21 protein-coding genes and 2 tRNA genes are annotated in these 26359 nt (G+C 72.8%); 16 read left to right on the top strand and 7 right to left on the bottom strand.

What is annotated here, in order from left to right:
• Positions 1–2: 2 nt before the first annotated feature.
• On the bottom strand, positions 3–590 hold the full coding sequence (locus ACIQMV_RS00870; protein WP_402590107.1) for a pyridoxamine 5'-phosphate oxidase family protein: 588 nt from the start codon (positions 588–590) through the stop codon (positions 3–5).
• Positions 591–942: 352 nt separating this feature from the next.
• Between ACIQMV_RS00870 and ACIQMV_RS00865 the strand changes: the two genes are divergently transcribed.
• The 5 genes from ACIQMV_RS00865 to ACIQMV_RS00845 all read left to right on the top strand — a co-directional run bounded on the left by ACIQMV_RS00865 (position 943) and on the right by ACIQMV_RS00845 (position 6949).
• Positions 943–2136, top strand: a complete 1194-nt coding sequence (locus tag ACIQMV_RS00865; RefSeq protein WP_141362645.1) for an argininosuccinate synthase — start codon at positions 943–945, stop codon at positions 2134–2136.
• Positions 2137–2312: 176 nt separating this feature from the next.
• Positions 2313–3740, top strand: coding sequence for an argininosuccinate lyase (argH, locus tag ACIQMV_RS00860; RefSeq protein ID WP_402590104.1), 1428 nt, complete (start codon positions 2313–2315; stop codon positions 3738–3740).
• A 72-nt stretch (positions 3741–3812) separates the two neighbouring features.
• Entirely contained in the window at positions 3813–4784 is a 972-nt protein-coding gene (locus ACIQMV_RS00855) for an aldo/keto reductase (protein ID WP_402590103.1), read from the top strand.
• A gap of 90 nt (positions 4785–4874) precedes the next feature.
• On the top strand, positions 4875–5441 hold the full coding sequence (locus ACIQMV_RS00850; protein WP_402590101.1) for a TetR/AcrR family transcriptional regulator: 567 nt from the start codon (positions 4875–4877) through the stop codon (positions 5439–5441).
• Positions 5438–6949 carry an MFS transporter gene (locus tag ACIQMV_RS00845; protein WP_402590099.1) on the top strand — a complete coding sequence of 504 codons (1512 nt, stop codon included), beginning with the start codon at positions 5438–5440 and terminating at the stop codon, positions 6947–6949. Before ACIQMV_RS00850 ends, ACIQMV_RS00845 begins: the two co-directional genes overlap by 4 nt.
• Positions 6950–7230: 281 nt before the next feature.
• Here ACIQMV_RS00845 and ACIQMV_RS00840 read toward each other — a convergent pair whose 3' ends face one another.
• Entirely contained in the window at positions 7231–7902 is a 672-nt protein-coding gene (locus ACIQMV_RS00840) for a 1-acyl-sn-glycerol-3-phosphate acyltransferase (RefSeq protein ID WP_141362655.1), read from the bottom strand.
• A 626-nt stretch (positions 7903–8528) separates the two neighbouring features.
• Between ACIQMV_RS00840 and ACIQMV_RS00835 the strand changes: the two genes are divergently transcribed.
• On the top strand, positions 8529–9719 hold the full coding sequence (locus ACIQMV_RS00835) for a glycerophosphodiester phosphodiesterase (RefSeq protein ID WP_402590097.1): 1191 nt from the start codon (positions 8529–8531) through the stop codon (positions 9717–9719).
• 275 nt (positions 9720–9994) lie between these two features.
• The gene (locus ACIQMV_RS00830) at positions 9995–10492 is read left to right on the top strand and encodes a GNAT family N-acetyltransferase (RefSeq protein ID WP_402590095.1); all 498 of its coding nucleotides are present in this window, start codon (positions 9995–9997) and stop codon (positions 10490–10492) included.
• Between the two features lie 17 nt (positions 10493–10509).
• Here the strand turns inward: ACIQMV_RS00830 and ACIQMV_RS00825 are convergent, their stop codons facing one another.
• On the bottom strand, positions 10510–10941 hold the full coding sequence (locus ACIQMV_RS00825; protein ID WP_141362661.1) for a hypothetical protein: 432 nt from the start codon (positions 10939–10941) through the stop codon (positions 10510–10512).
• A gap of 1 nt (position 10942) precedes the next feature.
• Complete coding sequence (locus tag ACIQMV_RS00820; protein ID WP_365774332.1) at positions 10943–11302, bottom strand: hypothetical protein; 360 nt, start codon at positions 11300–11302, stop codon at positions 10943–10945.
• A gap of 610 nt (positions 11303–11912) precedes the next feature.
• Here ACIQMV_RS00820 and ACIQMV_RS00815 point away from each other — a divergent pair.
• From ACIQMV_RS00815 to ACIQMV_RS00780, 8 genes are all read left to right on the top strand, one after another.
• Positions 11913–12959, top strand: coding sequence for a methionine ABC transporter ATP-binding protein (locus tag ACIQMV_RS00815; RefSeq protein WP_402590093.1), 1047 nt, complete (start codon positions 11913–11915; stop codon positions 12957–12959).
• Positions 12956–13702 (top strand): methionine ABC transporter permease, encoded by a 747-nt coding sequence (locus ACIQMV_RS00810; protein ID WP_402590091.1) that lies wholly within the window; start codon positions 12956–12958, stop codon positions 13700–13702. Before ACIQMV_RS00815 ends, ACIQMV_RS00810 begins: the two co-directional genes overlap by 4 nt.
• Before the next feature lie 60 nt (positions 13703–13762).
• The gene (locus ACIQMV_RS00805; RefSeq protein ID WP_402590089.1) at positions 13763–14599 is read left to right on the top strand and encodes a MetQ/NlpA family ABC transporter substrate-binding protein; all 837 of its coding nucleotides are present in this window, start codon (positions 13763–13765) and stop codon (positions 14597–14599) included.
• A gap of 174 nt (positions 14600–14773) precedes the next feature.
• Positions 14774–15412, top strand: coding sequence for a GNAT family N-acetyltransferase (locus ACIQMV_RS00800; RefSeq protein ID WP_402590087.1), 639 nt, complete (start codon positions 14774–14776; stop codon positions 15410–15412).
• A gap of 130 nt (positions 15413–15542) precedes the next feature.
• A complete protein-coding gene (gene cbiE, locus ACIQMV_RS00795) occupies positions 15543–16751 on the top strand; it encodes a precorrin-6y C5,15-methyltransferase (decarboxylating) subunit CbiE (RefSeq protein WP_402590086.1) in 1209 nt (402 codons plus the stop codon).
• 346 nt (positions 16752–17097) lie between these two features.
• Positions 17098–20994 carry a nicotinate-nucleotide--dimethylbenzimidazole phosphoribosyltransferase gene (cobT, locus tag ACIQMV_RS00790; protein ID WP_402590084.1) on the top strand — a complete coding sequence of 1299 codons (3897 nt, stop codon included), beginning with the start codon at positions 17098–17100 and terminating at the stop codon, positions 20992–20994.
• A 208-nt stretch (positions 20995–21202) separates the two neighbouring features.
• Positions 21203–22435, top strand: a complete 1233-nt coding sequence (cobA, locus tag ACIQMV_RS00785; RefSeq protein ID WP_402590082.1) for a uroporphyrinogen-III C-methyltransferase — start codon at positions 21203–21205, stop codon at positions 22433–22435.
• A 53-nt stretch (positions 22436–22488) separates the two neighbouring features.
• On the top strand, positions 22489–23307 hold the full coding sequence (locus ACIQMV_RS00780; RefSeq protein WP_402590080.1) for a TrmH family RNA methyltransferase: 819 nt from the start codon (positions 22489–22491) through the stop codon (positions 23305–23307).
• 502 nt (positions 23308–23809) lie between these two features.
• On the opposite strand, the gene ACIQMV_RS00775 is transcribed toward ACIQMV_RS00780, so the two are convergent.
• Positions 23810–25177 carry a serine/threonine-protein kinase gene (locus ACIQMV_RS00775; RefSeq protein WP_401775143.1) on the bottom strand — a complete coding sequence of 456 codons (1368 nt, stop codon included), beginning with the start codon at positions 25175–25177 and terminating at the stop codon, positions 23810–23812.
• A 569-nt stretch (positions 25178–25746) separates the two neighbouring features.
• Here ACIQMV_RS00775 and ACIQMV_RS00770 point away from each other — a divergent pair.
• Positions 25747–25941 (top strand): hypothetical protein, encoded by a 195-nt coding sequence (locus tag ACIQMV_RS00770; protein WP_141362683.1) that lies wholly within the window; start codon positions 25747–25749, stop codon positions 25939–25941.
• A gap of 224 nt (positions 25942–26165) precedes the next feature.
• Here ACIQMV_RS00770 and ACIQMV_RS00765 read toward each other — a convergent pair.
• Positions 26166–26237, bottom strand: a tRNA-Val gene (locus tag ACIQMV_RS00765).
• Between the two features lie 37 nt (positions 26238–26274).
• Positions 26275–26346: transfer RNA gene (locus tag ACIQMV_RS00760), tRNA-Val, on the bottom strand.
• Between the last annotated feature and the right edge of the window lie 13 nt (positions 26347–26359).

Raw genomic sequence — 26359 nt, 5'->3', positions numbered from 1 at the left:
GCTCAGACCGTGGACGGCGGCAGCGGCAACGGCAGTCCGGGCAGTCCGTCCAGGCTGGTGGCCACGTGCTCCTTCCGGGTGAAGTAGTCGCTCAGCGAGGCGTCGTCCTCGCGCGCGAAGCGCCTGCCGTGCAGATCGCGGTCCGCCTCGTACGCCATGAAGGGGACCGCGTATCCGCAGGTGTCCCGCACCAGTTCGGCGTGTACGACGATGATCGCGCGAAGCCCGTGGGCGGCCGGATCGATGTCGGGGAAACGGGCGAGGAGTTCGCCGAAGCGAGGGTCGTCGCGGAAGACGGGCTCGCCCCGGCCGTGGACGCGCACGATGCTGGGCGGGCCCTGGAAGGCGCACCACATCAGGGCGATCCGGCCGTTCTCACGCAGGTGGGCAATGGTCTCCGCGTTGGACCCGGCGAAGTCCAGGTAGGCCACGGTGTGCTCGTCGAGCACCGCGAAGGAGCCCTTGAGGCCCTTGGGGGAGAGGTTGACCGTGCCGTCGCCGGAGAGCGGGGCGGTCGCGGTGAAGAAGAGGGGCTGCCGCTCGATGAACGTGCGCAGCCTGCCGTCTATGCGCTCATACGTCTTTCCCATGTCCAACGATTATCCGGGAAAGTTCTTTCGCCTGTCTAAGGAATTGCGGCCTCCACAGGCCCCACCGTGGCCGCCCCGGCCGGCGCTTCCTCGGGGCGGCCACGGCTGCCTGTCACCTCACGGGGTGAGGTGCAGGCGGCCGGGTGCAGGCGCCCGGGGTCCGGCGGCCGGGGCGCCCGTGTTCGCCGGGAGATACGCGGAAGCGGTTGCGCTCGTTCAGGGAGTGACGGGCGAGTTCTGAAAGCACCTTGCGAATCCCCTGGTGCCGCGACGCGCCCCGGATGAGATTGACGAACCATGCAGAGTTCTGCATACTCATGCATATCAGCGAATGCAGTGTGAGGAGAATCCCGTGACCGAGCGCGTCGTACTCGCCTACTCGGGCGGTCTGGACACCTCCGTCGCCATCGGCTGGATCGCCGAGGAGACGGGCGCCGAGGTCATCGCCGTTGCGGTCGACGTCGGCCAGGGCGGCGAGGACCTGGACGTCATCCGCAAGCGCGCGCTCGCCTGCGGTGCCGTCGAGGCAGAGGTCGCCGACGCCAAGGACGAGTTCGCCGACGAGTACTGCCTCCCGGCGATCAAGGCCAACGCCCTCTACATGGACCGCTACCCGCTGGTCTCCGCGCTGTCGCGGCCGACGATCGTCAAGCACCTGGTCGCCGCCGCCCAGAAGCACGGCGCCGGCATCGTCGCCCACGGCTGCACCGGCAAGGGCAACGACCAGGTCCGCTTCGAGGCCGGCATCGTCGCCCTGGCCCCCGACCTGAAGTGCATCGCCCCGGTCCGCGACTACGCGATGACCCGGGACAAGGCCATCGCGTTCTGCGAGGAGAAGAACCTCCCGATCGCGACCACCAAGAAGTCCCCGTACTCCATCGACCAGAACGTCTTCGGCCGCGCCGTGGAGACCGGCTTCCTCGAGGACATCTGGAACGCGCCGATCGAGGACATCTACGAGTACACCCAGAACCCGGCCGTCGCCCGTGAGGCCGACGAGGTGATCATCACCTTCAAGGAGGGCGTCCCGGTCGCCATCGACGGCAAGCCCGTCTCCGTCCTCCAGGCCATCCAGCAGCTCAACGAGCGCGCCGGCGCCCAGGGCATCGGCCGGATCGACATGGTCGAGGACCGCCTCGTCGGCATCAAGTCCCGCGAGGTGTACGAGGCTCCCGGCGCGATCGCCCTGATCACCGCCCACCAGGAGCTGGAGAACGTCACGGTCGAGCGTGAACTCGCCCGCTACAAGCGGCAGGTCGAGCAGCGCTGGGGCGAACTGGTCTACGACGGCCAGTGGTTCTCCCCGCTCAAGCGCGCCCTGGACGGCTTCATCAACGAGGCCAACCAGCACGTCTCCGGCGACGTCCGCATGACCCTGCACGGCGGCCGCGCGGTCGTCACGGGCCGGCGCTCCCAGGAGTCGCTGTACGACTTCAACCTCGCCACCTACGACACCGGCGACACCTTCGACCAGTCCGCCGCCAAGGGCTTCATCGACATCTACAGCCTGTCGTCGCAGATCGCCGCACGGCGCGACCTGGCCTAGGGCCTCTCGTCCGGATCACGCCGGGCTCGATCCAGACGAAAGACCCTGGGCCCCGACCCGGCGCGGACCTCGCGTCACGGCGCCGGGTCGCCTCGCACGCACTAGCCTGACAACCGCCTCCTCACTCACGGGTGGGGAGGCGGTCGCGCACATCGCCATCTCCGAGGAGCAACGCAGTGAGCAGCAACAGCGGTGACGTACGGCTCTGGGGCGGCCGTTTCGCCGACGGCCCCGCCGAGGCCCTGGCGAAGCTGTCCGCGTCCGTCCACTTCGACTGGCGCCTCGCGCCCTACGACATCGCCGGCTCCCGCGCCCACGCGCGCGTGCTGCACAAGGCCGGGCTGCTCACGGACGACGAACTGCGGCGCATGCTGGCCGGCCTCGACCAGCTGGAGGCGGACGTCGCCGACGGCTCCTTCACCGGCACCATCGCCGACGAGGACGTGCACACCGCCCTGGAGCGCGGACTGCTGGAGCGCCTCGGCGCCGACCTCGGCGGCAAGCTGCGCGCCGGCCGGTCCCGCAACGACCAGGTCGCCACCCTCTTCCGCATGTACCTGCGCGACCACGCCAGGATCATCGGCGGTCTGATCGCCGACCTCCAGGACGCGCTCATCGGCCTGGCCGAGGCCCACCCGGACGTGGCCATGCCCGGCCGCACCCACCTCCAGCACGCCCAGCCGGTCCTGTTCGCCCACCACGTCCTCGCGCACGTCCAGTCCCTGTCGCGGGACGCCGAGCGGCTGCGCCAGTGGGACGTGCGGACGGCCGTGTCGCCGTACGGCTCCGGCGCCCTGGCCGGTTCCTCCCTCGGCCTGGACCCGGAGGCGGTGGCGCGGGACCTCGGCTTCGAGCGCGGCAGCGCCGGCAACTCCATCGACGGCACGGCCTCCCGGGACTTCGTCGCGGAGTTCGCCTTCGTCACCGCGATGATCGGTGTGAACCTCTCCCGGATCGCCGAGGAGGTCATCATCTGGAACACGAAGGAGTTCTCCTTCGTGACCCTGCACGACGCCTTCTCCACCGGCTCGTCGATCATGCCGCAGAAGAAGAACCCGGACATCGCCGAGCTGGCGCGCGGCAAGTCCGGCCGGCTGATCGGAAACCTGACCGGGCTGCTCGCCACCCTGAAGGCCCTGCCGCTGGCGTACAACCGCGACCTCCAGGAGGACAAGGAACCCGTCTTCGACTCCTGCGACCAGCTGGAGGTCCTGCTGCCGGCCTTCACCGGCATGATGGCCACGCTCACCGTGCACCGCGAGCGCATGGAGGAGCTGGCCCCGGCCGGCTTCTCGCTGGCCACCGACATCGCCGAGTGGCTGGTCAAGCAGGGCGTGCCGTTCCGGGTGGCGCACGAGGTCGCCGGCGAGTGCGTGAAGGCCGCCGAGGCCGAGGGCAAGGAACTCGACGAGCTGACCGACGAGCAGTTCGCCAAGATCTCCGCCCATCTGACGCCCGAGGTGCGCACCGTCCTCAACGTCCCCGGCGCCCTCGCCTCCCGCAGCGGCCGCGGCGGCACCGCCCCGAGCGCGGTCGCCGTCCAGCTCGCCGAGGTCAAGGCGGACGTGGCGGCGCAGCACCAGTGGGCGGACGCCCGGAAGTAGTTCGCCGGCCTTCGGGGCCTCGCGGGTTACGTTGGTCCACAGCCGTAAGGAAGCGACCGAACGGAGCCCGCGATGCCCTTCGCCCGACTGGCCTCGGCCACGACCCCCACGTGCCACATCGGACTGGGACTCGCCGCCGTCGGGCGTCCGGGTTACATCAACCTCGGCCGTGAGAGGGACCTCCCGGCCGACCGCACCGTGGACGCCCTGCGCGAGCGCACCCACGAACTCCTGGACGCCGCCTACGCCCAGGGCGTCCGCTACGTGGACGCCGCCCGCTCCTACGGCCGCGCCGAGGAGTTCCTCGCCGACTGGCTCAGGGCCCGCCCCGACGCCGACGATGTCGTCGTCGGCAGCAAGTGGGGCTACACCTACACCGCGAACTGGACCACCGACGCCGACCGGCACGAGGTCAAGGACCACAGCCTCGCCGCCTACGAGCGGCAGCGCGCCGAGACCGCCGGACTGCTCGGCGACCGGCTCGACCTGTACCAGATCCACTCGCTGACCCCGGACAGCCCGGCGCTCACCGACAAGGAACTGCACGCCAGGCTCGCCGAGGCCGCCGCGGACGGCCTCACGATCGGCTTCTCCACCAGCGGACCCGCCCAGGCCGACACCGTCCGGGCCGCGCTCGGCGTGACGGTCGGCGGCGCCCCCCTCTTCCGTACCGTCCAGTCGACGTACAACGCCCTGGAGACCTCCGCCGGTTCCGCCCTCGCCGAGGCGCACGACGCCGGACTGACGGTGATCGTCAAGGAGGGCATGGCCAACGGCCGGCTCGCCGAGCCGTACGCCCCCGAGGCGCTCAAGGCGGTCGCCCGGGAGACGGGCCTGGGCTGCGACGCGGTGGCCCTCGCCCTGATCCTGCGCAGCCCCTGGGCCGGTGTGGTCCTCTCCGGCGCCGCCACCCCCGGCCAGCTCGCCTCCAACCTGCACGCCCCCGCCGTCGACCTCGACGAGGACCAGCTCACCCGCCTCGACACGCTGGCCGAGGAGCCGCGGGCCTACTGGGAGCGGCGCGGGCAGTTGCCCTGGCACTGAGCGCCCACGGCACCCTCCTCCAGCACGAGGCCGTGAGACACGTACGCCTAATGTGAGACATCAATGTCTCATGTGGAGTATCGTTGTCTCATGGCTGTCGACCGTGACCTCGTGCTGCGCAGCGCAGCCACCCTGCTCACCCACAAGTCCACCGCCACCATGGACGAGGTCGCCAAGGCGGCCGGGATCAGCCGGGCCACGCTGCACCGCCACTTCGCCGGACGCGACTCGCTCGTCAGGGCGCTGGAGGCGCTCGGCATCGCCGAGTGCGAGGCCGCCCTCGACGCGGCCCGTCTGGGGGAGGGGCCGGCGGGCGACGCCGTACGGCGCCTGGTCCGCGAGATCGAACCGGCGGCCGGGCTGCTCTCCTTCCTCTACACGGAGAACCAGCTGTTCGAGGGCGAGGAGCAGAACGAGGGCTGGGCGCGGCTCGACGAGCGCATCTCCGAGGTCTTCCGGCGCGGCCAGCTCAGCGGCGAGATCCGTATCGACCTCACCCCCGCCTGGCTCACCGAGGCCCTCTTCGGCCTCATCGCCTCCGGCGCCTACGTCGTGCTGAGCGGCAAGGTCGCCCCCAAGGACTTCCACCACATGATCGCCGAGCTGCTGCTCGGCGGCGCACTGCGCACGGACACTTCACGGAACGAGGAATCATGACCAGCACCCTGCAGCCGGCTCGTGTGGCGGAGGTGGAGCAGCGTCCGGGCCGCTGGCTCGCGCTCTCCGTCCTCGTGCTCGCCGTGCTGCTGGTGGCCGTCGACGCGACCGTCCTCGGTCTCGCGACCCCCTTCATCAGTGAGGACCTCAGGCCTTCGGGCACCCAGCTGCTGTGGATCGGCGACGTCTACTCCTTCGTCATCGCCGGTCTGCTCGTCTCGATGGGCAGCCTCGGCGACCGCATCGGCCGCAAGCGCATCCTGCTCGGCGGGGCCACCGCGTTCGGCGCGGTCTCCGTGCTCAACGCCTACGCCGCCACGCCGGACATGATGATCCTGGCGCGGGCGCTGCTCGGTGTCGCGGGCGCCACCCTGATGCCCGCCACGCTCGCCCTGATCCGCAACCTCTTCCACGACCCGCGCGAGCGCAGCCTCGCCGTCGGCATCTGGGGCGCCACCGCCTCCGGCGGCACGGCCGTCGGCCCGATCGTGGGCGGCCTGCTGCTCGAGCACTTCTGGTGGGGCTCGGTCTTCCTGATCAACCTGCCCGTGATGGCGGTCCTCGTCCTGGTCGGCATCAAGACCCTGCCCGAGTCCCGCAACCCCGACCCGGGCCCGTGGGACCTGGCGAGCGTCGTGCTGTCGCTGGTCGGCGTGATCGGCGTCGTCTACGCGGTCAAGGAGGCCGCGGCGCGAGGGTTCACCTGGCCGGTCCTGGCCACGGGTCTGCTGGGCGCGGCCGCGCTGTACGGCTTCGTCCGCCGCCAGCTCACGCTGCCGAAGCCGCTGCTGGACATGCGGCTCTTCCGCAGCCGGGGGTTCTCCGGCGCCGTCCTCGCCGATCTGCTGACCGTGCTCGGCATGTCCGGTCTGGTGTTCTTCCTGTCCCAGTACCTGCAACTCGTGCAGGGCAGGCGGCCGTTCGAGGCAGGCCTGTTCGAACTGCCCGCCGCCGTGGGCGCGGTGGCGGCCGGACTGCTCGCCGGGCGGGCGGCAAGGCGCTTCTCGGTGCGGACCGTGGTCTCCGGCTCACTGGCTGCCATCGGGCTGGGGCTGGCCGCGTTGACGACGCTCAGCGGGACCACCGGCTACCCGCTGCTGGGCACGTCCCTGCTGGTGGTCGGTGTCGGTGCCGGCTTCTCCTTCACGGTGACCGCCGATGTGATCCTGTCCAGCGTGCCCAAGGAGCAGGCGGGCGCCGCCTCGGCGGTCTCCGAGACGGCGTACGAACTGGGCGCGGCCCTCGGCATCGCCCTGCTGGGCTCCATCGTGACCGGCGTCTACCGGGGCTTCACCGGCCCGGAGGGCACACCGTCCGCCGCCCGCGAGTCGCTGGGCGGCGCGGTCGAGGTGGCGGCGGGCCTGCCGGCGCGGACCTCCGAGGCCCTGCTGCACGCGGCCAGGGAGTCCTTCGTCCACGGCCTGCACCTGGCGTCGGGAGCGGGAGCGGCGGTACTGCTGGCAACGGCACTGGCGGCGTGGTTCCTGCTGAAGGGCCAGAAGCTCTGAACCCCGGGCGGGCGGCGCGGCGGAGTGACGGCGGTCGACCGTCGCCGCCGTCGTCGCGGCCCCGTCCGCCGGAGCCCGGCGCGTCGGCCGGCGGGCGGAACACCGCTCCCGGCGGGCGGCACACCGCCGACGAGGCGGGCGGCGCCGGTACGACGGCGGCGCGGGCGGTGCCGGGACGACAGGGACGCGGGCGGTGCCGGGACAAGCCTGCGCGGCGTGGTGGCGACCGGCCACGGCGGACCCGCGGCCGTCGGTGCCCCGCCGGACCGCCCGAGGCCTGGCTAGGCCGCCTTCGCCTTGGTCGCGTACATGTCGACGTACTCCTGCCCGGACAGCCGCATGACCTCCGCCATCACCGAGTCGGTCACGGCCCGCAGGACGTACCGGTCCCGGTCCATGCCCTCGTACCGGGAGAACTCCATCGGTTCGCCGAAGCGGACGGTGACGCGGCCCGGCCGGGGCAGACCCGAGCCACCCGGCTGGAGCTTGTCGGTGCCGATCATGGCGAACGGGACCACGGGCGCCCCGGTCATCAGGGTGAGCCGGGCGATGCCGGTGCGGCCGCGGTAGAGGCGGCCGTCGGGGGAGCGGGTGCCCTCCGGGTAGATGCCGAACATCCTGCCCTCCTCCAGCACCCGGCGGCCGGTCATCAGCGCGGCCACACCGCCCCGGCCGCCGTCACGGTCGACCGGGATCATGCCGACGCCGGTGAAGAACCAGGCCATCAGCCGGCCCTTGAAGCCCTTCCCGGTGACGTACTCGTCCTTGCCGATGAAGAAGACCTGGCGGTCGCAGACCAGCGGCAGGATCATCGAGTCGATGAAGGTCAGGTGGTTGCCGGCCAGGATCACCGGGCCGTCGCCCGGAATCCGCTCCGCGCCCTCCACCTGTGGGCGGAACATCAGGCGCATGATCGGGCCGAGCACTGCCTTGATGAGCGCGAAGCGGGACAACGGGCCCTCCGGTGTCTGGAGATGTCGAGGGATTGTTCATGAGTCTGTGCAGGTGAGGACGATACTCGCGGCCCGGGGCCGAATGCACATCGGGCTCACCGCCTCTTACACACTGTTGACATACGTTTACCTGCGACGGAGGTACGTTTCGCGCCGTTGACCCGAACGGAACGATGTGATGGAGGTCGCTCGCCGTCCGGGGGCGGAGAACGGGATGTCCGTCGCGGTCGCCTTCGTCGTGCCGCTCGTGGTGCCGGGCGCGGCCGTGGCGGTTCCGGTCCGCGGGGACCGGCGGCGGTCCGCGGGCCGTGACACACCGCGGCCCGAGGCGGCGGCACCCGGACCGCGTGACGCGCGCGGCGGCGCCCGTGCCGTACGCCACTTCGCCCCGTTCGGCGGATCGGCCGTACCAGGGGCCGCGACGACCGCCACCGAGTGCGTCTTCCCGGGCCGGCCCGGGTCATGCCGACGGACCGTCACCCGTTCGGCGGGCGACGCCCCTTGTGTCCCGTACGGCCTCCGACGACACCCGGCGTCACGCCGGTGTTCGCCGCGCGGTCTCCCGTCCGTCATCGGTGCCCACCTACGATCGGCGCGCACGGACGACACGAGACCAGGAGGCGGTCATGGGTACGCGGGAGTCGGACGAGCAGGGACGCGGGACCGGACGCCGGGCCGTACTCGGGGCCGCGGTGCTGGGCGCGGGCGGCGCGGTCCTCGGACTGCCCGGCGCGGCCGGAGCCGTTCAGGGCGGAGCCGGCGGCCGGAAGGGCGGCGGGCTGAAGAGCCTGCCCGTGCCGACGATCGTCGGCCACCGGGGCGCCAGCGGCTACCGGCCCGAGCACACCTTCGGCTCCTACGACCTGGCACTCGACCTCGGCGCCCATGTCGTCGAGGCCGGTGACCTGGTGCCGACGAAGGACGGTCACCTCGTGTGCCGGCACGAGCCGGAGATCGGCGGCACCACGGACGTCGCCGACCACCCCGAGTTCGCCGCCCGCAGGACCACCAAGACCCTGGACGGGGTGCCCACCACCGGCTGGTTCACCGAGGACTTCACCCTCGCCGAGCTGAAGACGCTGCGCGCGATCGAACGCATCCCGGCCAACCGTCCCCACAACACCCTCTACAACGGCCGCTGGGAGATCCCCACCTTCGAAGAGGTCCTGAAGTGGCAGGACGAGCAGACCCGCAAGCGCGGCCGGCAGGTGTGGATCTACCCCGAGACCAAGCACCCGACGTACTTCCGCAAGCTGGGCCTCGGCCTGGAGGAGCGGGTCGCCGCGCTGCTGCGCAAGTACGGCAAGGACAAGAAGGACTCCCCGGTGATCCTCCAGTCCTTCGAGCCGAGCAGTGTCCAGCGGCTGGACCGGCTGGTCGGCAATCCGCTCGTGGTGCTGCTGTCGGACGCCCGCAGCCGCCCATGGGACTTCGTCGAGGCGGGCGATCCGCGCACGGTCGCCGACCTGATCACGCCCAAGGGCCTGAAGGAGATCGCCTCCTACGCGCAGGGCATCGGCCCGACCGTCGACCTGGTCGTCCCCAAGGACGCCGACGGCAACCTCACCCGGCCGAGCACGCTGGTCCGGGACGCGCACGCCGCGGGTCTGATCCTGCACCCGTACACCGCCCGCAACGAGAACCCGTTCCTGCCGCCCGCGTTCCGCAAGGGCACCGCCGCCGACGCCTACGGTGACGTCTTCGCCGTGTTCCAGGCCTACTTCGCCACCGGCATCGACGGCATCTTCACCGACAACGCCGACACCGGACTGCTCGCCCGCGAGGACTTCCTGAGCGGCCGGCACGCCAACCGCTGAATTTCGTCACCCCGTTCGGGGCGACCCACGGCCGTCCCGGCAGCCCGCGCAGGGACGGCCGCGTCGCGTCACGACGGGCACCGCGGTCGCCACCGGACCCCACCCACCACTGGAGGGCGGGTGAGTTGGGTATCTCACAAGGCAGCACGGGCCCGGAACATGCCAGTTGTCCGGGATGTCCGCGACGATTGCGCGCACCGGAGGTTGCGGCCCGCGAAGCACGGGGATAGGAGTGGGGGACGACCGGTGATCAAGTGAGCGGGAGGCGTGCGCACATGGGCATGAGCGTGACCATCTCTGCGGCGGCCGAACAGGACGCGGAGCAGATCTTCAGGTTGCAGTACCTGTGCTTCCAGAGCGAGGCCGCGCTGTACGGCAACTACCGCATCGACCCGCTCGTCGAGAGCCTCGACTCGATCCGTCACGAGCTGACCGCGGACTGCGTCTTCGTGGCGCGGCTCGGCGACGAGGTGGTCGGCTCGGTGCGCGGCCGGGTGGCCGAGGACGGCGCGGCCCTCATCAGCAAGCTCTGCGTCCACCCGCGCCTCCAGGGGCACGGGATCGGTGCCCGGCTGCTGCGCGCGGCCGAGGCCGCGCTGGCCGTGGAGCGCGGCGCCACCAGGTTCCGGCTGCACACGGGTCACCGCAGCGAGGGCAACCTGCGCCTGTACCGGCGCGTGGGCTACCAGGTGGTCGGCACCTCCCAGGGCGCCGACGGCGTACCGATGATCATCCTGGAGAAGCCGCAGGGCAGCTACGCGGCGACCGCGTAGCGCGGCCGCGGACCGGCTCAGGCCGCTTGCGGCTGCTGCTTCCGCGCCTTGCGCAGCCAGTACAGGGCCGACAGCGGAAGCAGCACCGGGATGAAGACGTAGCCCCGGCCGTAGTCCGACCACACGGTCGCGTCCGGGAAGGCGGACTTGTCGAGGAGCGTCCACGTGCCGACCGTCAGCACGCCCACCAGCTCGGCGACGCAGCACGCCAGCGCGGCCCTGCGCGCCTTCTCCCCGCCGCGCACCAGCGAGTACGTGATGAAGCCGTACACGACTCCGGCGACCGCGGACAGCGAGTAGGCGAGCGGCGCCCGGTCGAACTCGGTGGCGATCTGGTAGGCCGAGCGCGACACCGCGCCGACGACCATCACGCCGTACAGCCAGACCAGCAGCGTGCCCGGACCGCTGACGAGCCGTGCCCCGGCCGGCTTCTCCTCCACGGCGCTCATCTCACCTTCCCCAGATGTCATAGAGCCGTACCTCCAGGACGGCGAGCACCACTCCGCCCGCCGCCGCCGTCACCGAACCCCAGCGCGTCCGCTCGGTCAGCGACATGAGCCCGGCCGCCGGGACGCACGCGAAGGCTCCCAGCAGATACGCGACGAAGATCGTCGTCCCCTGCGCCGGCTTCTCGCCCCGCGCCAGCGCCACGACCCCGACCACCAACTGGACCAGGGCGAGCAGCGACACCACCGCCATCCCGATGAAGTGCCAGTCCTTCGTGGGCTGGTCACGGTAGGCCGCCCAGCCGCACCAGGCGGCGAGCAGCAGCGCGGCGACGCCGGTCACCAGCGTCAGGGCATCAAGCATGCTGCGACCTTATTACGGGGCGAACGCCCCGCCGCGCCCGGCCCGGCCCCGCGGGACCCGGTGCCCGCCGGTGCGGCTTCCCCGAAGCGGCGCCGTGGCGTTGGCCACAGTCCGGCGTTCCCCGCGCCCGCCCCCGGTCGTACGGACGGACGCCCGCGGGCCTTGTCCGCACTGGTCACAGGCGCCAAAGCCCCAGGTCCGCGCCCCATCGCCCAGGTGTCCACGTGCGTCCAGCATGTGGACAACGCTGGCCTCCCGTCCCCGTGGGTCTGGTTTACTGACCGCATGACCACGACGAGCGACCGCATCCCGGCGACCGAGGCGACTGTGCCGCCCGGTGCTCGTTGTATGTGTCCTGTACGTCGAATGTGCGCCTTCTAGAGGGCCCCTGCACCAGCTGAGCCTCGCGCCCCGAAGCGAGAGCCCGCTCATGTCCGCGCCCGCGTCCGGTCCGTCCGGGCGCCCGCGGCCGAGCCACGCCCCCGCGCACACGTTTCTCCCGGTTTGAGCACCTCTGCGAGAGCCGTGCCGCGTTCTGGCGCTCCCCGACCATGAATGCCGTGCCCGGCGCCCACGACGCGCCGCGCACTCGACAGTGACGGAAACCCACGTGATCACCACATCGGGCCTCACCAAGGTCTACAGTTCGCGCGGCCGCGAGATCACCGCGCTCGACGGCGTCGACCTGCACGTCCGCGAAGGCGAGGTGTACGGCGTCATCGGCCAGTCCGGCGCGGGCAAGTCCTCGCTCATCCGCTGCGTCAACCTGCTGGAGCGGCCCACCTCCGGCACGGTCACCGTCGCCGGACAGGACCTCACCGCGCTGGCCGGCCGCGGCCACCGGGCGGGCAAGGACCTGCGGCGGGCCCGCAGCCGGATCGGCATGGTCTTCCAGCACTTCAACCTGCTGTCCTCGCGCACCGTCCAGGACAATGTCGAGCTGCCGCTGGAGATCCTCGGCACGTCCGGGAAGGAACGTTCCAGCAGGGCGCTCGAACTGCTCGACCTCGTCGGTCTCGCCGACAAGGCGCGGGCCTACCCCGCCCAGCTCTCCGGCGGCCAGAAGCAGCGCGTCGGCATCGCCCGCGCCCTCGCCGGCGACCCCAAGGTGCTGCTGTCCGACGAGGCCACCAGCGCCCTCGACCCGGAGACCACCCGCTCCGTGCTCCAGCTGCTGCGCGACCTGAACCGGCAGCTCGGCCTGACCGTCCTGCTCATCACGCACGAGATGGACGTCGTGAAGTCCGTCTGCGACTCGGCGGCGCTCATGGAGAACGGACGCATCGTCGAGTCCGGCACGGTGAGCGAACTCCTCGCCACCCCGGGCTCCGAACTGGCCGCCGCGCTCTTCCCGGTCGGTGGGGAGGCCTCCGCCGGCGACCGGACCGTCATCGACGTCACCTTCCACGGCGAGAGCGCCACCCAGCCCGTCATCTCGCAGCTGTCCCGCACCTACAACATCGACATCTCGATCCTCGGCGCGGCCATCGACACCATCGGCGGCCTCCAGGTCGGCCGGATGCGCATCGAACTGCCCGGCCGCTACGAGGACAACGTGGTGCCCATCGGCTTCCTGCGTGAGCAGGGTCTGCAGATCGACGTCGTCGACCACGCCCCGGCCCAGCAGCCGGAACCGGTGAAGGAAGGTGCCAAGTGACCTGGACTGATTTCTCGACGATGCAGCCGCTGCTGTCCCAGGCCTGTTGGGACACCCTCTACATGGTCGGCTGGTCCACGCTCATCGCCGTCGTCGGCGGACTGCCCCTCGGCGTCCTGCTGGTCCTCACCGACCGGGGCGGGCTGCTGCAGAACGTTGTCGCCAACAAGGTGATCGGGCAGGTCGTGAACGTCGCCCGCTCGATGCCGTTCATCATCCTGATGGTGGCCCTGATGAGCTTCACCCGCTTCGTCACCGGCACGACGATCGGCCGCGAGGCCGCCATCGTGCCGCTGGCCATCGGCGCCATCCCCTTCTTCGCCCGGCTCGTCGAGACGTCCGTCCGCGAAGTGGACGGCGGGCTGGTCGAGGCCGTCCAGGCGATGGGCGGCAACACCTGGACCATCGTCCGCAAGGTCCTCGTCCCCGAGTCCCTGCCTTCGCTGATCGCCGGCACCACCACCACGATCGTCGCCCTCATCGGCTACTCCGCGATGGCCGGCACCGTCGGCGCCGGCGGCCTCGGCGACATCGCCATCCGCTACGGCTACCAGCGCTTCGACACCCAGCTCATGTGGATCACCGTGGCCATCCTCGCCGTGGTCATCTCGGCCATCCAGTTCGCCGGCGACCTCGCGGCCCGCTCCCTGCACCGCCGCTCCGGCCGCTCCGGCCCCGCGCCGAAGCTGCGGCTGCTGAAGGCCGGGGAGCCCGCGGCCACCGGCGTCGGCAAGGCCGCCTGAAGACCTCCTCCCAGATCTCCCCGTATCCGGGGTCGCACCACCCAAGGAAAGGCACTTTTCGTGCGTAACACCACCAAGATCACCGCCGCCGTCCTCGCCGCCGGAGCCCTCACCCTCGGGCTCACCGCCTGCGGCTCGGAGTCCGGCTCCGGCAAGACCGACGCGAACGCCCCGCTGACGGTCGCCGCCACCCCCACCCCGCAGGGCGAGATCCTCGCCTACGTCAAGGACAACCTGGCGAAGAAGGCCGGCCTGAAGCTGGAGGTCAAGGAGTTCACCGACTACGTGACCCCGAACACGGCCGTCCAGCAGGGCCAGGTCGACGCCAACTACTTCCAGCACAAGCCGTACCTCGACGACTTCAACAAGAAGAACGGCACCGACATCGTGCCGGTCCCCGGCGGCACGGTGCACCTGGAGCCGCTCGGCGTGTACTCCAAGAGCGTCAAGAAGCTGGCCGATCTGAAGAAGGGCGCCACCGTCGCGCTGCCCAACGACACCACCAACGAGGCCCGCGCCCTGAAGCTGCTGGAGGCCAACGGCGTCATCAAGCTGAAGGCCGGCGCCGGATACGACGCGACCCCCAAGGACGTCACCTCCAACCCCAGGAACCTGCAGTTCAAGGAGCTGGAGGCGGCCCAGCTGCCGCGCTCCCTCGGTGACGTCGACGCCGCGGTGATCAACGGCAACTACGCGCTGGAGGCCAAGCTCAGCCCGGCCAAGGACGCCATCGCCGCCGAGGCCGCGAAGGGCAACCCGTACGCCAACTTCCTCGCCGTGAAGAAGGGCAACGAGAACGACCCGCGGGTCAAGAAGCTCGCCCAGCTCCTCACCTCGCCCGAGGTGAAGAAGTTCATCGAGGACAAGTACGACGGAGCGGTCGTCCCGGCCTTCTGATCCGCCGGACGCCACCCGCGCGACGCACGGGGTCCGCGCCCTCACCGGGTGGGGGCACCCCCACGCCGTTCAGGCGGTGGGGGAGGACCCCGTCGTGCGGTTCAGTGCTTTCATGCTGCATGCTGGGCAGTTCAGCAGGCCCTGACGGTTCTTCCGAAGGTTACGGAGCGGCGCATGAACAGCACCTTCCCCAACATCTCCATCAGCACGGAGCGGTTGGTGCTGCGTCCCCTCGAGGAGGACGACGCACCCGCCCTGGCCGAGATGATGAACGACGAACAGGTCGCGGCCTGGACCGACGTCCCCCAGCCCTTCACCGAGGACGGGGCCCGCACCTGGATCACCGGGTGCGCCCCTGCCGAACGCACCGCCGGCCGGGGCCTGGACCTCGCGGTCGCCGAGTTCCTCACCCAGCGGCTGGTCGGTGTCGTCCAGCTGACCAAGGCCGACTGGCACGTGCGGTCCGCCGAGCTGTCGTACATCGTCGCACCCTGGGCACGCGGCGAGGGATATGCCGCGGAGGCCGCGCTCGCCACCGCGCAATGGCTCTTCGGGGACCAGAAGTTCGAACGCATCGAGCTGCGCACGGCCGCCGACAACACCGCCTCCCAGCAGGTCGCCCAGAAGATCGGCTGCATCAGCGAGGGCGTGCTGCGCAACGCCTGCATAGCGCACGTCCGCACCGAGGACGGCACATGGACCGACATGCGCACCGACTTCATCGTGTGGAGCCTGCTGCCGGAGGACCTGGAGGGCGCGGGCGAGCAGCTCGCCGAGTCCGGCGGCTACACGTCCTTCTCGGAATGGAACTGAGGCGCCGGGACCCGCGGGCACACCCGCCCCGCCCCGCCGCGCACCCGGCAGCTCCACCCGGTACGCTCGCGGAACACGCCCTCGGGCGTCCGTGCCCCGACGACCTGCGCAATCCTGGAGACTGACGACGATGGCCGACCGGGTCACGGTGATCGGCTGGGACGGTTCGCCGCTGACCGAGGCGGCGCGCGGCGCCCTGGGCGCCGCCACCCTCGTGGCAGGCGCGGCCCACCACCTGGCGCTGCCCGAGGTACCGCGCACCGCCGAACGCATCCGCCTCGGCAGTGTCGCCCTCGCCGCCCGCCGCATCGCCGCCCACCGCGGTACCGCGGTGGTGTTCGCCGACGGCGACCCGGGCTTCTTCGGGGTCGTACGGAGCCTGCGCGCACCGGAGTTCGGCCTGGAGGTCGAGGTCGTCCCCGCCGTCTCGTCCGTGGCCGCCGCCTTCGCCCGCGCCGGAATGCCCTGGGACGACGCCCAAGTGGTCGTCGCACACAAGCGGACCCTGCGACGCGCGGTGAACGTGTGCCGCGCATACGCCAAGGTCGCCGTGCTCACCGCTCCCGGCGCCGGACCCGCCGAACTCGGCCTGCTCCTGGACGGAGTGCACCGCACGTTCGTCATCTGCGAGGAACTCGGCACCGCACGCGAGCAGGTCAGCGTCGTCACCTCCGACAAGGCCGCCGACCACACCTGGCGCGACCCCAACGTCGTCATCGTCATCGGTGGCCGGGGCGGCGGCGAGGGCGGCGGCTGGATCGCCGGGAACGACCCCGCCCACGGGCCGCGCGGCTGGACCCAGCCCGCCGAGGCCTACGGCGGCGGGCTCGGCGAGGGGGAGGCCGATCTGCTCCGGGCCGCCCAACTCGCCCGCCTCGGACCGCGAATCGGCGACCTGGTGTGGGACATCGGCTGCGGCAGCGGCGCCTTCGCCACCGAGGCCGCGCGCGGCGGCGCCGCCGTCATCGCCGTCGACCGGGACGCGCGGGCCTGCGCCCGCACCGAGTCGGCCGCGCACCGCTTCGGCGTCCGCACGCAGGTGGTGCACGGCACCGCCCCGCACATTCTGGAGAACCTGCCCGAACCGGACGTCGTCCGCGTCGGCGGCGGGGGAGTGGCCGTGGTCTCCGCGGTCGCCGACCGGCGTCCGCAGCGGATCGTCGCCCATGCCGCGACCCGGGACGCGGCCGAGCTCGTCGGCCGCGACCTCACCGAGCACGGATACCAAGTCGAGTGCGCCCTGCTCCAGTCCGTGGCACTCGACACGCGCGCCTGGACGGAGACCGAGCGCAGCGTCGTGTTCCTGCTCAGTGCCGTGCTGCCCGAGCGTGCCCCGTGATCGGGTTGTCGTACCGCGCGCGGTAGGCTGGCCGATCGTTGCACCGCACCGGGTGGTCCGGAAGTTCGTTCGTCAATGTCCGGAAAACCCACCCGATTCAGGGCGGGTGTGGTACGGCAGACCCGGAGAACGCGCAACGTGGCGCAGTCCACAGCGGGCCGTCGCGGATCACGCTGTCGCGGTGGCCGGACGACCGCGAGAATGCCACTCAATGGCTTTGTCGCCTTTTCCGGACGGGTTGTTCGTGCCGCACGGCGCGCACGCTCGTTCTTCACTGGGGGCGGTCGGTGCGCCGTTCCGGGTGAGCTGGTCGTAGGAGCACTAAACCGATGGGCGAGGGGTACGCATGACCGACACCGGCCAGGTCCCGGGCGAGGGACTGCCGGAGAGCGCAGGCATGGTGGAGCAGCCGGGCGTCCCCGCGCACGGTGCGTACGCCTACCTCTCCGAGTCTCCCGCCGAGGACGAAGACCTGCTCCTGCCGGGCTCCCACGGAGCGTGGGGCAACGAGGTGGCCCCGCCCGCCCCGGAGCCGGTCCTCGAGGCCGTCCACCAGCCGGGCCCGCACGAGACGGCCGGACGCGACACCGGCTCCGTCGACCTCGGCGGTGTGCGGCACCACGACCCGGCGGCCACGCCGCCGACCGGGATCGCCGCGGCGGTGCCTTCGCGCCGGCCGCTGCACCTCGGTCCGCCGATCCCCGACGCCTCCGCGAGCCCGGTCCGCTCCCTGGCCGACCGCGGCCCCGCGGACGCGCCGGTCCGCCGGCCCGGACCGCCCACGACCGGCCCCGAGTACCTCGACGTCCCGCAGTTGCGCGAGACGGCCCCGCAGGGCGCCGCGCCCTGGGGCGCCCAGCCCACCGTGGCGGCCCCTCCGGTGCTCGCCGGGGCGGGAACCGCGGAGACGGCCGTTGCGGTCCCGGAGCCGGTCGGCGTGGCCCAGGCCGCCGTCGCCGCCGACGCGCCCCTGCCCGGCGCCGTCCCGTACGGCCCTGACACGAGCCACCCGCCGACGGACGGCCGGGGCCGGGTGCTCGGCCAGGTCCCGACCGGTGGCCGGACGCCGGAGGCGGGGCCGCGGTCGGAGGGCGCCGGTGTTGCCGTGCCCGGGGCCGGGATTGAACCCGGTGGTGCGGCTGAGGGTGTGTCATTCCAGCCCGGGGAGGCTGTGACCGGGGTTGTCCCGGGCGCGGGTCAGGTGCCCGGGGCCGGGCCGCAGCCGGAGGGCGCCGGTGTCGCTCCCGGTGCGCCCGTGCCGGGGGCCGGAGTTGAGGCCGCGGCCGTGTCCCCGTCGGAGGGCGCTGCCGCCGGGGTTGCCCCGGACGCGGGTCCGGTTCCGGACGGTGGCCGGGTGCCGGAAGCCGGGACCCAGCCGGACGGTGCCGTCGCCGCGGACGCGGGCCAGGTGCCCGATGGTGGGCAGATGCCCGAGGCCGGCCCGCAGTTGGAGGGTGCCGGCGTCGTTCCCGGTGTCCCTCTGCCCGCGGCGGGGGGCGCGCCCGGCGGTGCCGCCGAGCCCGCGCACGCCCCGGACGCCGCGCAGGTGACGGATGGCCTGGACGTGCCCCGGACCGCCGTTGCTCCCGAAGACGCGGCCGAGGCCGCGCAGGCGGGTGTCCCCGCCGGCGCCGTGGCCGCCGCCGCGACGACGCGGGCAACGGGAACCGGCCCCAGGGGAGTGCGGGCCGTGCAGGTCGAGCCCGCGCCCGTCGCCCTCGGCACCCCTGAGACGGGCCGGAGCCCGGCAGGGGCCGCCCCGCAGACCGCCCAGGCCGAGGCCGCGCAGGTTCAGGCAGCCGCTCACACCCCGGAGACCGGCGACTCCGCCGACGCCACCGTCGCGGCAGATGAACCGACCGGGGCCACGCGGCCGCAGGCCCAGGCAGCCGACGCCCCCGAGACCACGCTCGCGCCGGCGGCTCCCGCCGACGCCTCCGCGACGCCCGTCCCCGTCGTGGAGCAGCCGACTGCGCCGGAGGCGCTCACCGTCGTGGAGCCCGGCCCGCAGGACGTGGCCGATGCCGCCGCCGTACCCGCCGCGGCTCATATCGCGGACCCCGCCGTCCAGGATCCGGACGCTCCCCAGCACGTCGACGCCGTCGTCCCCGAGACCTCCGAAACGGCCGGGCCCCAGCCCGCCCAGCCGCCGGCGGACCGGACCACCGGCGAACACGCCCACGGCGCACCCCTGCGCCCCGGCGTTCCCCTTCAGCCGCAGCCCGGCCAGACCCTCGGAGAGTTCGTGCCCGTCGAGGGTTCGGTGCCCACCACCCCGCACCTGGCCCCGACCCCGCCGCACCCGATCGTCGTCCCGGCGGACCAACTCGCCCCGGAGGAGCCCGCCGTCACGGTCCCCGCACCCCGCGACGGCGACGCCGCCGCGTCGAGCGAGGAGCCCGCGCCCGAGGCCGTCCAGCACGCGGACGACCTGGACACCCACGGCGCCGACCCGGAGGAGGCCCGGGAGGAGAACGCGGCCGCGGAGGCGGAGACACCGCGGCCCACCGGCCCGGCCGCGCCCGGCTACGACGACGCCGAGCGCGAAGCCGTGCTCAAGGTGATGCGCGAGCGCCGCGACATCCGCAACGGCTTCCGCGGCGACCCCATCCCGCACGAGGTGCTGCTGCGCGTCCTGGAGGCCGCTCACACGGCACCGTCCGTGGGCCACTCGCAGCCCTGGGACTTCGTCGTCATCCGCTCCGCCGAAACCAGGCAGGCGATGCACGAACTGGCCATGCGTCAGCGCGAGGCGTACGCCAAGTCGCTGCCCAAGGGCCGGGCGAAGCAGTTCAAGGAACTGAAGATCGAGGCCATCCTCGACACCCCGGTGAACATCGTCGTCACCGCCGACCCGACCCGCGGCGGCCGGCACACCCTGGGCCGCCACACCCAGCCGCAGATGGCGCCGTACTCCTCCGCGCTCGCGGTCGAGAACCTCTGGCTTGCGGCCCGCGCGGAAGGCCTCGGCGTCGGCTGGGTGAGCTTCTTCGACGAGCGCGAGATGGTCCGCGCCCTCGGCCTGCCCGAGCACCTGGAGATCGTCGCCTACCTGTGCGTGGGCTACGTCGACGAGTTCCCGGACGAGCCCGAGCTGATGCAGGCGGGCTGGTCCAAGCGCCGCCCGCTGTCCTGGGTCGTGCACGAGGAGACGTACGGCCGTCGCGCCCTGCCGGGCGAGGACCCGCACGACCTGCTCGCCGAGACCGTCGCGCAGATCCGCCCGCTGGACGCCAAGGCGCTCGGCGAGGCCTGGGAGCGGCAGAAGCGGATGACCAAGCCGGCCGGCGCGCTCGGCATGCTGGAGATCATCTCCGCGCAGCTCTGCGGCCTGTCCCGCCAGTGCCCGCCGCCCATCCCCGAGCCCGCGGCCGTCGCGGTCTTCGCCGGCGACCACGGCGTGCACGCCCAGGGCGTCACCCCCTGGCCGCAGGAGGTCACCGCCCAGATGGTGGCCAATTTCCTCGGCGGGGGAGCGGTCTGCAACGCCTTCGCCGCCCAGGTGGGCGCCGAGGTCTGCGTCGTCGACGTGGGCGTCGCCGCCGACCTCCCGGCCACGCCGGGCCTGCTGCCCCGCAAGGTCCGCGCGGGCACCTCCGACATGACCGCCGGTCCCGCGATGAGCCGCGAGGAGGCCAAGCAGGCCATCGAGGTCGGCATCGAGACCGCCCGCGACCTGGTGGCGGCCGGGAACAAGGCGCTGCTCACCGGTGAGATGGGCATCGCGAACACCACCGCGTCCGCCGCCCTGATCTCCGTCTTCACGGGCGCCGATCCCGCCGAGGTCACCGGCCGGGGCACGGGCATCAACGACGAGACCCTGGCCCGCAAGACCGACGTGGTCCGCCGCGCCCTGGAACTGCACCAGCCGGACCCGGCCGACCCCATCGGCGTGCTCGCCGCGATCGGCGGCTTCGAGCACGCGGCCATCGTCGGCCTGCTGCTGGGCGGCGCCTCCCTGCGCACACCGGTCATCCTGGACGGCGTCAGCGCCGGCGCCGCCGCGCTGGTCGCCCGCGCCATCGCCCCCGAGGTGCTGGCGGCCTGCATCGCCGGCCACCGCAGCGCCGAACCGGGCCACGTCGCCGCCCTCAACAAGCTCGGCCTGCGCCCTCTGGTCGACCTCGACCTGCGCCTCGGCGAGGGCACGGGCGCGCTGCTCGCCCTGCCGCTGGTGCAGAGCACGGCCCGGGCGATGCACGAGGTGGCCACGTTCGACTCCGCGGGAGTGACGGAGAAGTAGCCGCGCGGAATCCACGATTCCCCGGCCGCCGGCCGCGTGTGTGGACGGACCGGACCCATGGTCCGTCCACAACGTGCCCTGGTGGTGCCCACGGCCCGGACCCGGCCACGCCGCCCAGCCACCGGACGCCCGGGCCGCCGCATCCCCCGACCGCGTAAAATCCGCACGTCAGGGCTATCGCACCGCCGCCGCAAGAGGAGCTCGCCTCATGGCCGAACACCCCGCCTACCCCGTAGGCCTCCGCCTGACCGGCCGTCGTGTGGTCGTTCTCGGCGGCGGGCAGGTCGCCCAGCGCCGCCTCCCGGCGCTCGCCGCGGCGGGCGCGGACGTCGTCCTCGTGTCGCCCGAGGCCACCCCCTCCGTGGAGGCGATGGCGGACACGGGCGAGATCACCTGGAAGCGGCGGCCCTACGAGGACGGCGACCTCGCCGACGCCTGGTACGCGCTGATCGCCACCAGCGACCACGACGCCAACACGCGCGCCTCGGCCGAGGCGGAGCGTCTGCGCGTGTGGTGCGTCCGCTCCGACGACGCCGACGCCGCGACCGCCTGGACCCCGGCCACCGGCCACAGCGAGGGCGTCACGGTCGCCGTGCTCACCACCAGCGCGCGCGGCCGCGACCCCCGGCACACCGCGGCCATCCGCGACGCGGTCGTGGAGGGCCTGCGCGACGGCACGCTGGTCGCCCCGCACCACCGCACCCGCACCCCCGGCGTCGCCCTGGTCGGCGGCGGCCCCGGCGACCCGGACCTGATCACGGTCCGCGGGCGCCGGCTGCTCGCCGAGGCCGACGTCGTCATAGCCGACCGGCTCGGCCCGCGCGACCTGCTCGCCGAACTCCCGCCGCACGTCGAGGTGATCGACGCGGCGAAGATCCCCTACGGCCGCTTCATGGCCCAGGAGGCGATCAACCACGCCCTCATCGAGCACGCCAAGCAGGGCAAGTCGGTGGTCCGGCTCAAGGGCGGCGACCCGTACGTCTTCGGCCGGGGCATGGAGGAGCTCCAGGCACTCGCCGAGGCCGGCGTTCCCTGCACGGTCGTCCCCGGCATCTCCAGCTCGATCTCGGTCCCGGGCGCGGCCGGCATCCCGGTCACCCACCGGGGGGTCGCCCACGAGTTCACCGTGGTCAGCGGGCATGTGGCGCCCGACGACGAGCGTTCCCTGGTCGACTGGCCGTCCCTGGCCAGGCTCACCGGCACGCTCGTCGTCCTGATGGGCGTCGACAAGATCGGCAGGATCGCCGAGACGCTCATGGCCCACGGCAAGTCCCCCGACACCCCGGTCGCCCTGGTCCAGGAGGGCACGACGGCCGCTCAGCGCCGGGTGGACGCGACCCTCGCGACGGTCGCCGAGACCGTACGCGCGCAGGACGTGAGGCCGCCGGCCGTCATCGTCATCGGCGAGGTCGTCGCGGTGGGCCCGCGCACCGAGGAGTGACCCCCGCCCACCCCAGCCGCCCCCACCGTCACCAGGACAAGGCAGTATCACCCGTGGCCGATCTCATCACCGTCGAGGACCCCGACGACCCGCGCCTGCGCGACTACACGGACCTGACCGACGTGGAGCTGCGCCGCAGGCGCGAACCCGCCGAGGGCCTGTTCATCGCCGAGGGCGAGAAGGTCATCCGCCGGGCCAGGGACGCCGGGTACGAGATGCGCTCGATGCTGCTGTCCGCGAAGTGGGTCGACGCGATGCGCGACGTCATCGACGAACTCACCGCACCCGTCCACGTGGTGAGCCCCGAACTCGCCGAACGGGTCACCGGCTACCACGTGCACCGCGGCGCCCTCGCCTCCATGCAGCGCAAGCCGCTGCCCACCGCGGCCGAGGTGCTGCGGACGGCCCGCCGGGTCGCGGTCATGGAGTCCGTCAACGACCACACCAACATCGGCGCCATCTTCCGCTCCGCCGCCGCCCTCGGCATGGACGCGGTCCTGCTCTCCCCGGACTGCGCCGACCCGCTCTACCGCCGCAGCGTGAAGGTCTCCATGGGCGCGGTCTTCTCCGTGCCGTACGCCCGTCTCGACACCTGGCCGAGGGGCCTGGACGCGGTCCACGAGGCCGGTTTCACGCTGCTCGCCCTCACCCCCGACGAGAAGGCCAAAACCCTGGACGAGGTCGCCCCGCACCGGATGGACCGGGTCGCGCTGATGCTCGGCGCCGAGGGCGCCGGACTGTCCCCCCGGGCCCTGGCCGCCGCCGACGAGTGGGTCCGCATCCCCATGTCGCACGGCGTCGACTCCCTCAACGTGGGCGCCGCAGCCGCGGTCGCCTTCTACGCGGTGACGACGGGCCGCCCTCAGCCATAGGCCTCGCCCAACGAGCCGACGCCCCCGCCCGACGAGCCCGGCGAACCGGCGCCCGGCCCAACGTCCGTGGCGGCTCCCGCCGGCTTGCTCGACGAGTCGGTGTCCGACGTGACGACCTGTGGGACCGCCGGGCGCCCGGGACGATCCGTGGCGACTCCCGTCGGCCTCACGTCCGCCGTGGTCGCCCTCGTTTTTCACGCGGTGACGGGTCGTCCTCGGCGTAGGTCTTGCCGGACGGGTCGGCGTCCGGCCCGACGAGCCGTGATATCGCCGGGCGCCCGGGATCGTTCGTGGCGATTCCCACGGCCCTTACGTCCGCCGCCGTTGCGGTTGCTTTTCACGCGGCGACGGGTCGCCCTCAGCCGTAGGCCCCGCCCGACGAGATGTGGCCTCCGCCCGACGAGCCGTAGCACCCGCCGCCCGACGAGCCCGACGAGCGTTGCACCCGCCCGACACCTGACACCCGACGCCCGAGATCCTCCCCGGCGGCTCCCGCCGTCCCCTACGGCTGCCGTGGCGACGGTGCCTCCGTCGTCTGCGCGTGCCGCTGCTCCCGGACGCCGTGGCCGTCGCCGCCCAGCCCCCGCGCGGGCCCCTGGCAGCCCTGCGCCGCCGCGATGCCGAGCGCGACCAGCAGCGTCACCACCACGAACACGATCAGACGCTGCCGCAGCAGCCTCGGATTGGCGGGTCGCAGGCCGCTCGACGTGCCGCGCGGCCCCGTCCGCCCGGCGCCGTCGCGCCGCACCGGACGGCTGCCGCTCCCCGAGCGCGAACCGCCCCGGGACGCCGGTGCCGGGCGCGAACCGCCCGTACGAGAGGGACCGCCGCCCCGGGACGAGCCGCCCGTGCGGGACGACGTGCCGCCCCGCGACGGAGGCACCGCGCCCTGTGGGGCGGGGGTGCCCGGCGGACGACGCCGGCCCCGCGCCTGCTCGGGCTGACCGGTTCGCCGGCGTCCCGGGTAGCTGTCGACCAGGGGGCCCGTCGACCGGTCGGCCTCCGCTCCACGCGGCGCGGGGGGCCGCGCCTCGTCCAGGTCCTGAGCCTCGCGCGCGGCGATCTCCTTCAGCCGCAGCGACAACTGCAGCGTGGTGGGGCGCTCCTCGGGGTCCTTCGCCAGACACGCCCGGACCAGCGGAGCGAGCGCGTCCGGCACGCCGTGCAGCTGCGGCTCCTCGTGCACCACGCGGTACAGCATCACCTCGGAACTGCCGTGCCCGAACGGCGAGTCGCCCGTCGACGCGTAGGCCAGGGTCGCCCCCAGCGAGAACACGTCGGTGGCCGGGGTGACCGCGGCGCCGCGCACCTGCTCCGGGGCGAGGAAGCCCGGAGAGCCGACCGCCGTGCCGACGTGTGTGAGCGTGGAGGCGCCGGTCGCCCACGCGATGCCGAAGTCGATGATCCGCGGCCCCTTGGGGGACAGCAGGATGTTGGAGGGCTTGAGGTCACGGTGCACCACCCCGGCCTCGTGCACGGCGACCAGCCCCTCGGACAGCGCGGCCCCGATCGCCGCCGTCTCCGCCGCGCGCAGGGCACCCTCTTCGGCCACCTTGTCGTGCAGGGAGGGCCCGGGCACGTACTGCGTGGCGAACCACGGCCGGTCCGCCTCCAGGTCCGCGGCCACCAGCCGCGCCGTGCACCCGCCCCGGATCCGCCGCGCCGCCGAGACCTCGCGCGCGAACCGCGAGCGGAACTCCTGGTCCTCCGCCAGATCCGGCCGGATGACCTTCAGCGCCACGCGCTGGCCCTTCCGGTCGGAGCCCAGGTAGACCACGCCCATCCCGCCCGCGCCGAGCCGTCGGTGAAGCCTGAACGAGCCGACGACGCGCGGGTCCTCGCGCCTCAGGCGCATCATCGCCATGTTCATCCCCGCTGCCCGGTCCCTGTGACGAGCCACAGCTTACGTATCCGGGACCGCCGGCGCGCAGAGGCCGCGCCCTCTCGACCCCATCGATTGTCCGCGCGAGACAGCGGATTTGACAGGCGGTCAACACGCTTGGGGTGAGCCCGTCTTGTGGTGCTTCAAGATCCCAACCGCCCGCAGGGGGAAGGAGGTTGGACCTCTGCTGGGCGGCCGTGGGGGCCGGGGGCGGACGGGCCCCGCCGCCGGGGGGAGCGGGCCCCGCGCCGGGGTGCGGCCGAGGTGAGCGAAGTCACGCACAGCGGGGGCGGCTCATCCGGTGGCCGGTGAGGGCGGCGGTGCCGCGGGCGACCCCTCCGGGAAGACCCCGAGGCCCGGAGACATGTCTCCACCCAGGGGAGTAGTCCTCGGCGCACGGCTCATCCTCCGGGAGGCCCTCCAATCGGTACGAGGGCATGACGCCCCGGATGCGCCGCGCACCTAGATTTGAGGTCAAGCGGCGGGTGCGGCACTCGTCCCCCGAGGTCAAGCACCCGCCGCTGCCAACGACAACCGAGACGGTCAGGAGAGGGACCATGGCCCTGACGGCACCGCGGACGCTGCTCCGCGCACAGGAGCGCCTCACGCGCCCCCACCGTACGGGCCGCCGCCACCCCCTGGTGGCGACGCTGATGGCCCTTCCCCTGGCGGCCCTGCTCCTGCTCGTCTTCGACGGCTGGAACACAGTGGCCACACAGGCGTCGTCCGTGGGTGTGATGCTGGGGCGCTGAGCGGCGACCCCAGGCCCGGAAGAGCGGTCCGGGCGGGGACATCCATCCATGAAACCCCGTGGGGACGGGGGTGCGGCGGACGGCAGAATGCCGGCGCAGCTGGGGAGCTGCGCCGGCATTGCCCTCTGCCCCCGCGGCCCGGCCCGGTCACGTGGAACCCCGGCCCCGATCACGTGGAACGACGAAGCCCCGGCCGTACGCGACGGCCGGGGCTTCGTGGTATGTGGACGATACTGGGATTGAACCAGTGACCTCTTCCGTGTCAGGGAAGCGCTCTCCCGCTGAGCTAATCGTCCTCAAGATCATGATCACGGGTAGGGATCACGATCCGTGTGCGCGATACTGGGATTGAACCAGTGACCTCTTCCGTGTCAGGGAAGCGCTCTCCCGCTGAGCTAATCGCGCGGGTAAGGATCTT

Source organism: Streptomyces sp. NPDC091412, assembly GCF_044756885.1.
GTDB lineage: Bacteria > Actinomycetota > Actinomycetes > Streptomycetales > Streptomycetaceae > Streptomyces.
Note: the sequence above shows the minus strand (reverse complement) of the source record. Positions and strands in the feature narration are given on the sequence as shown.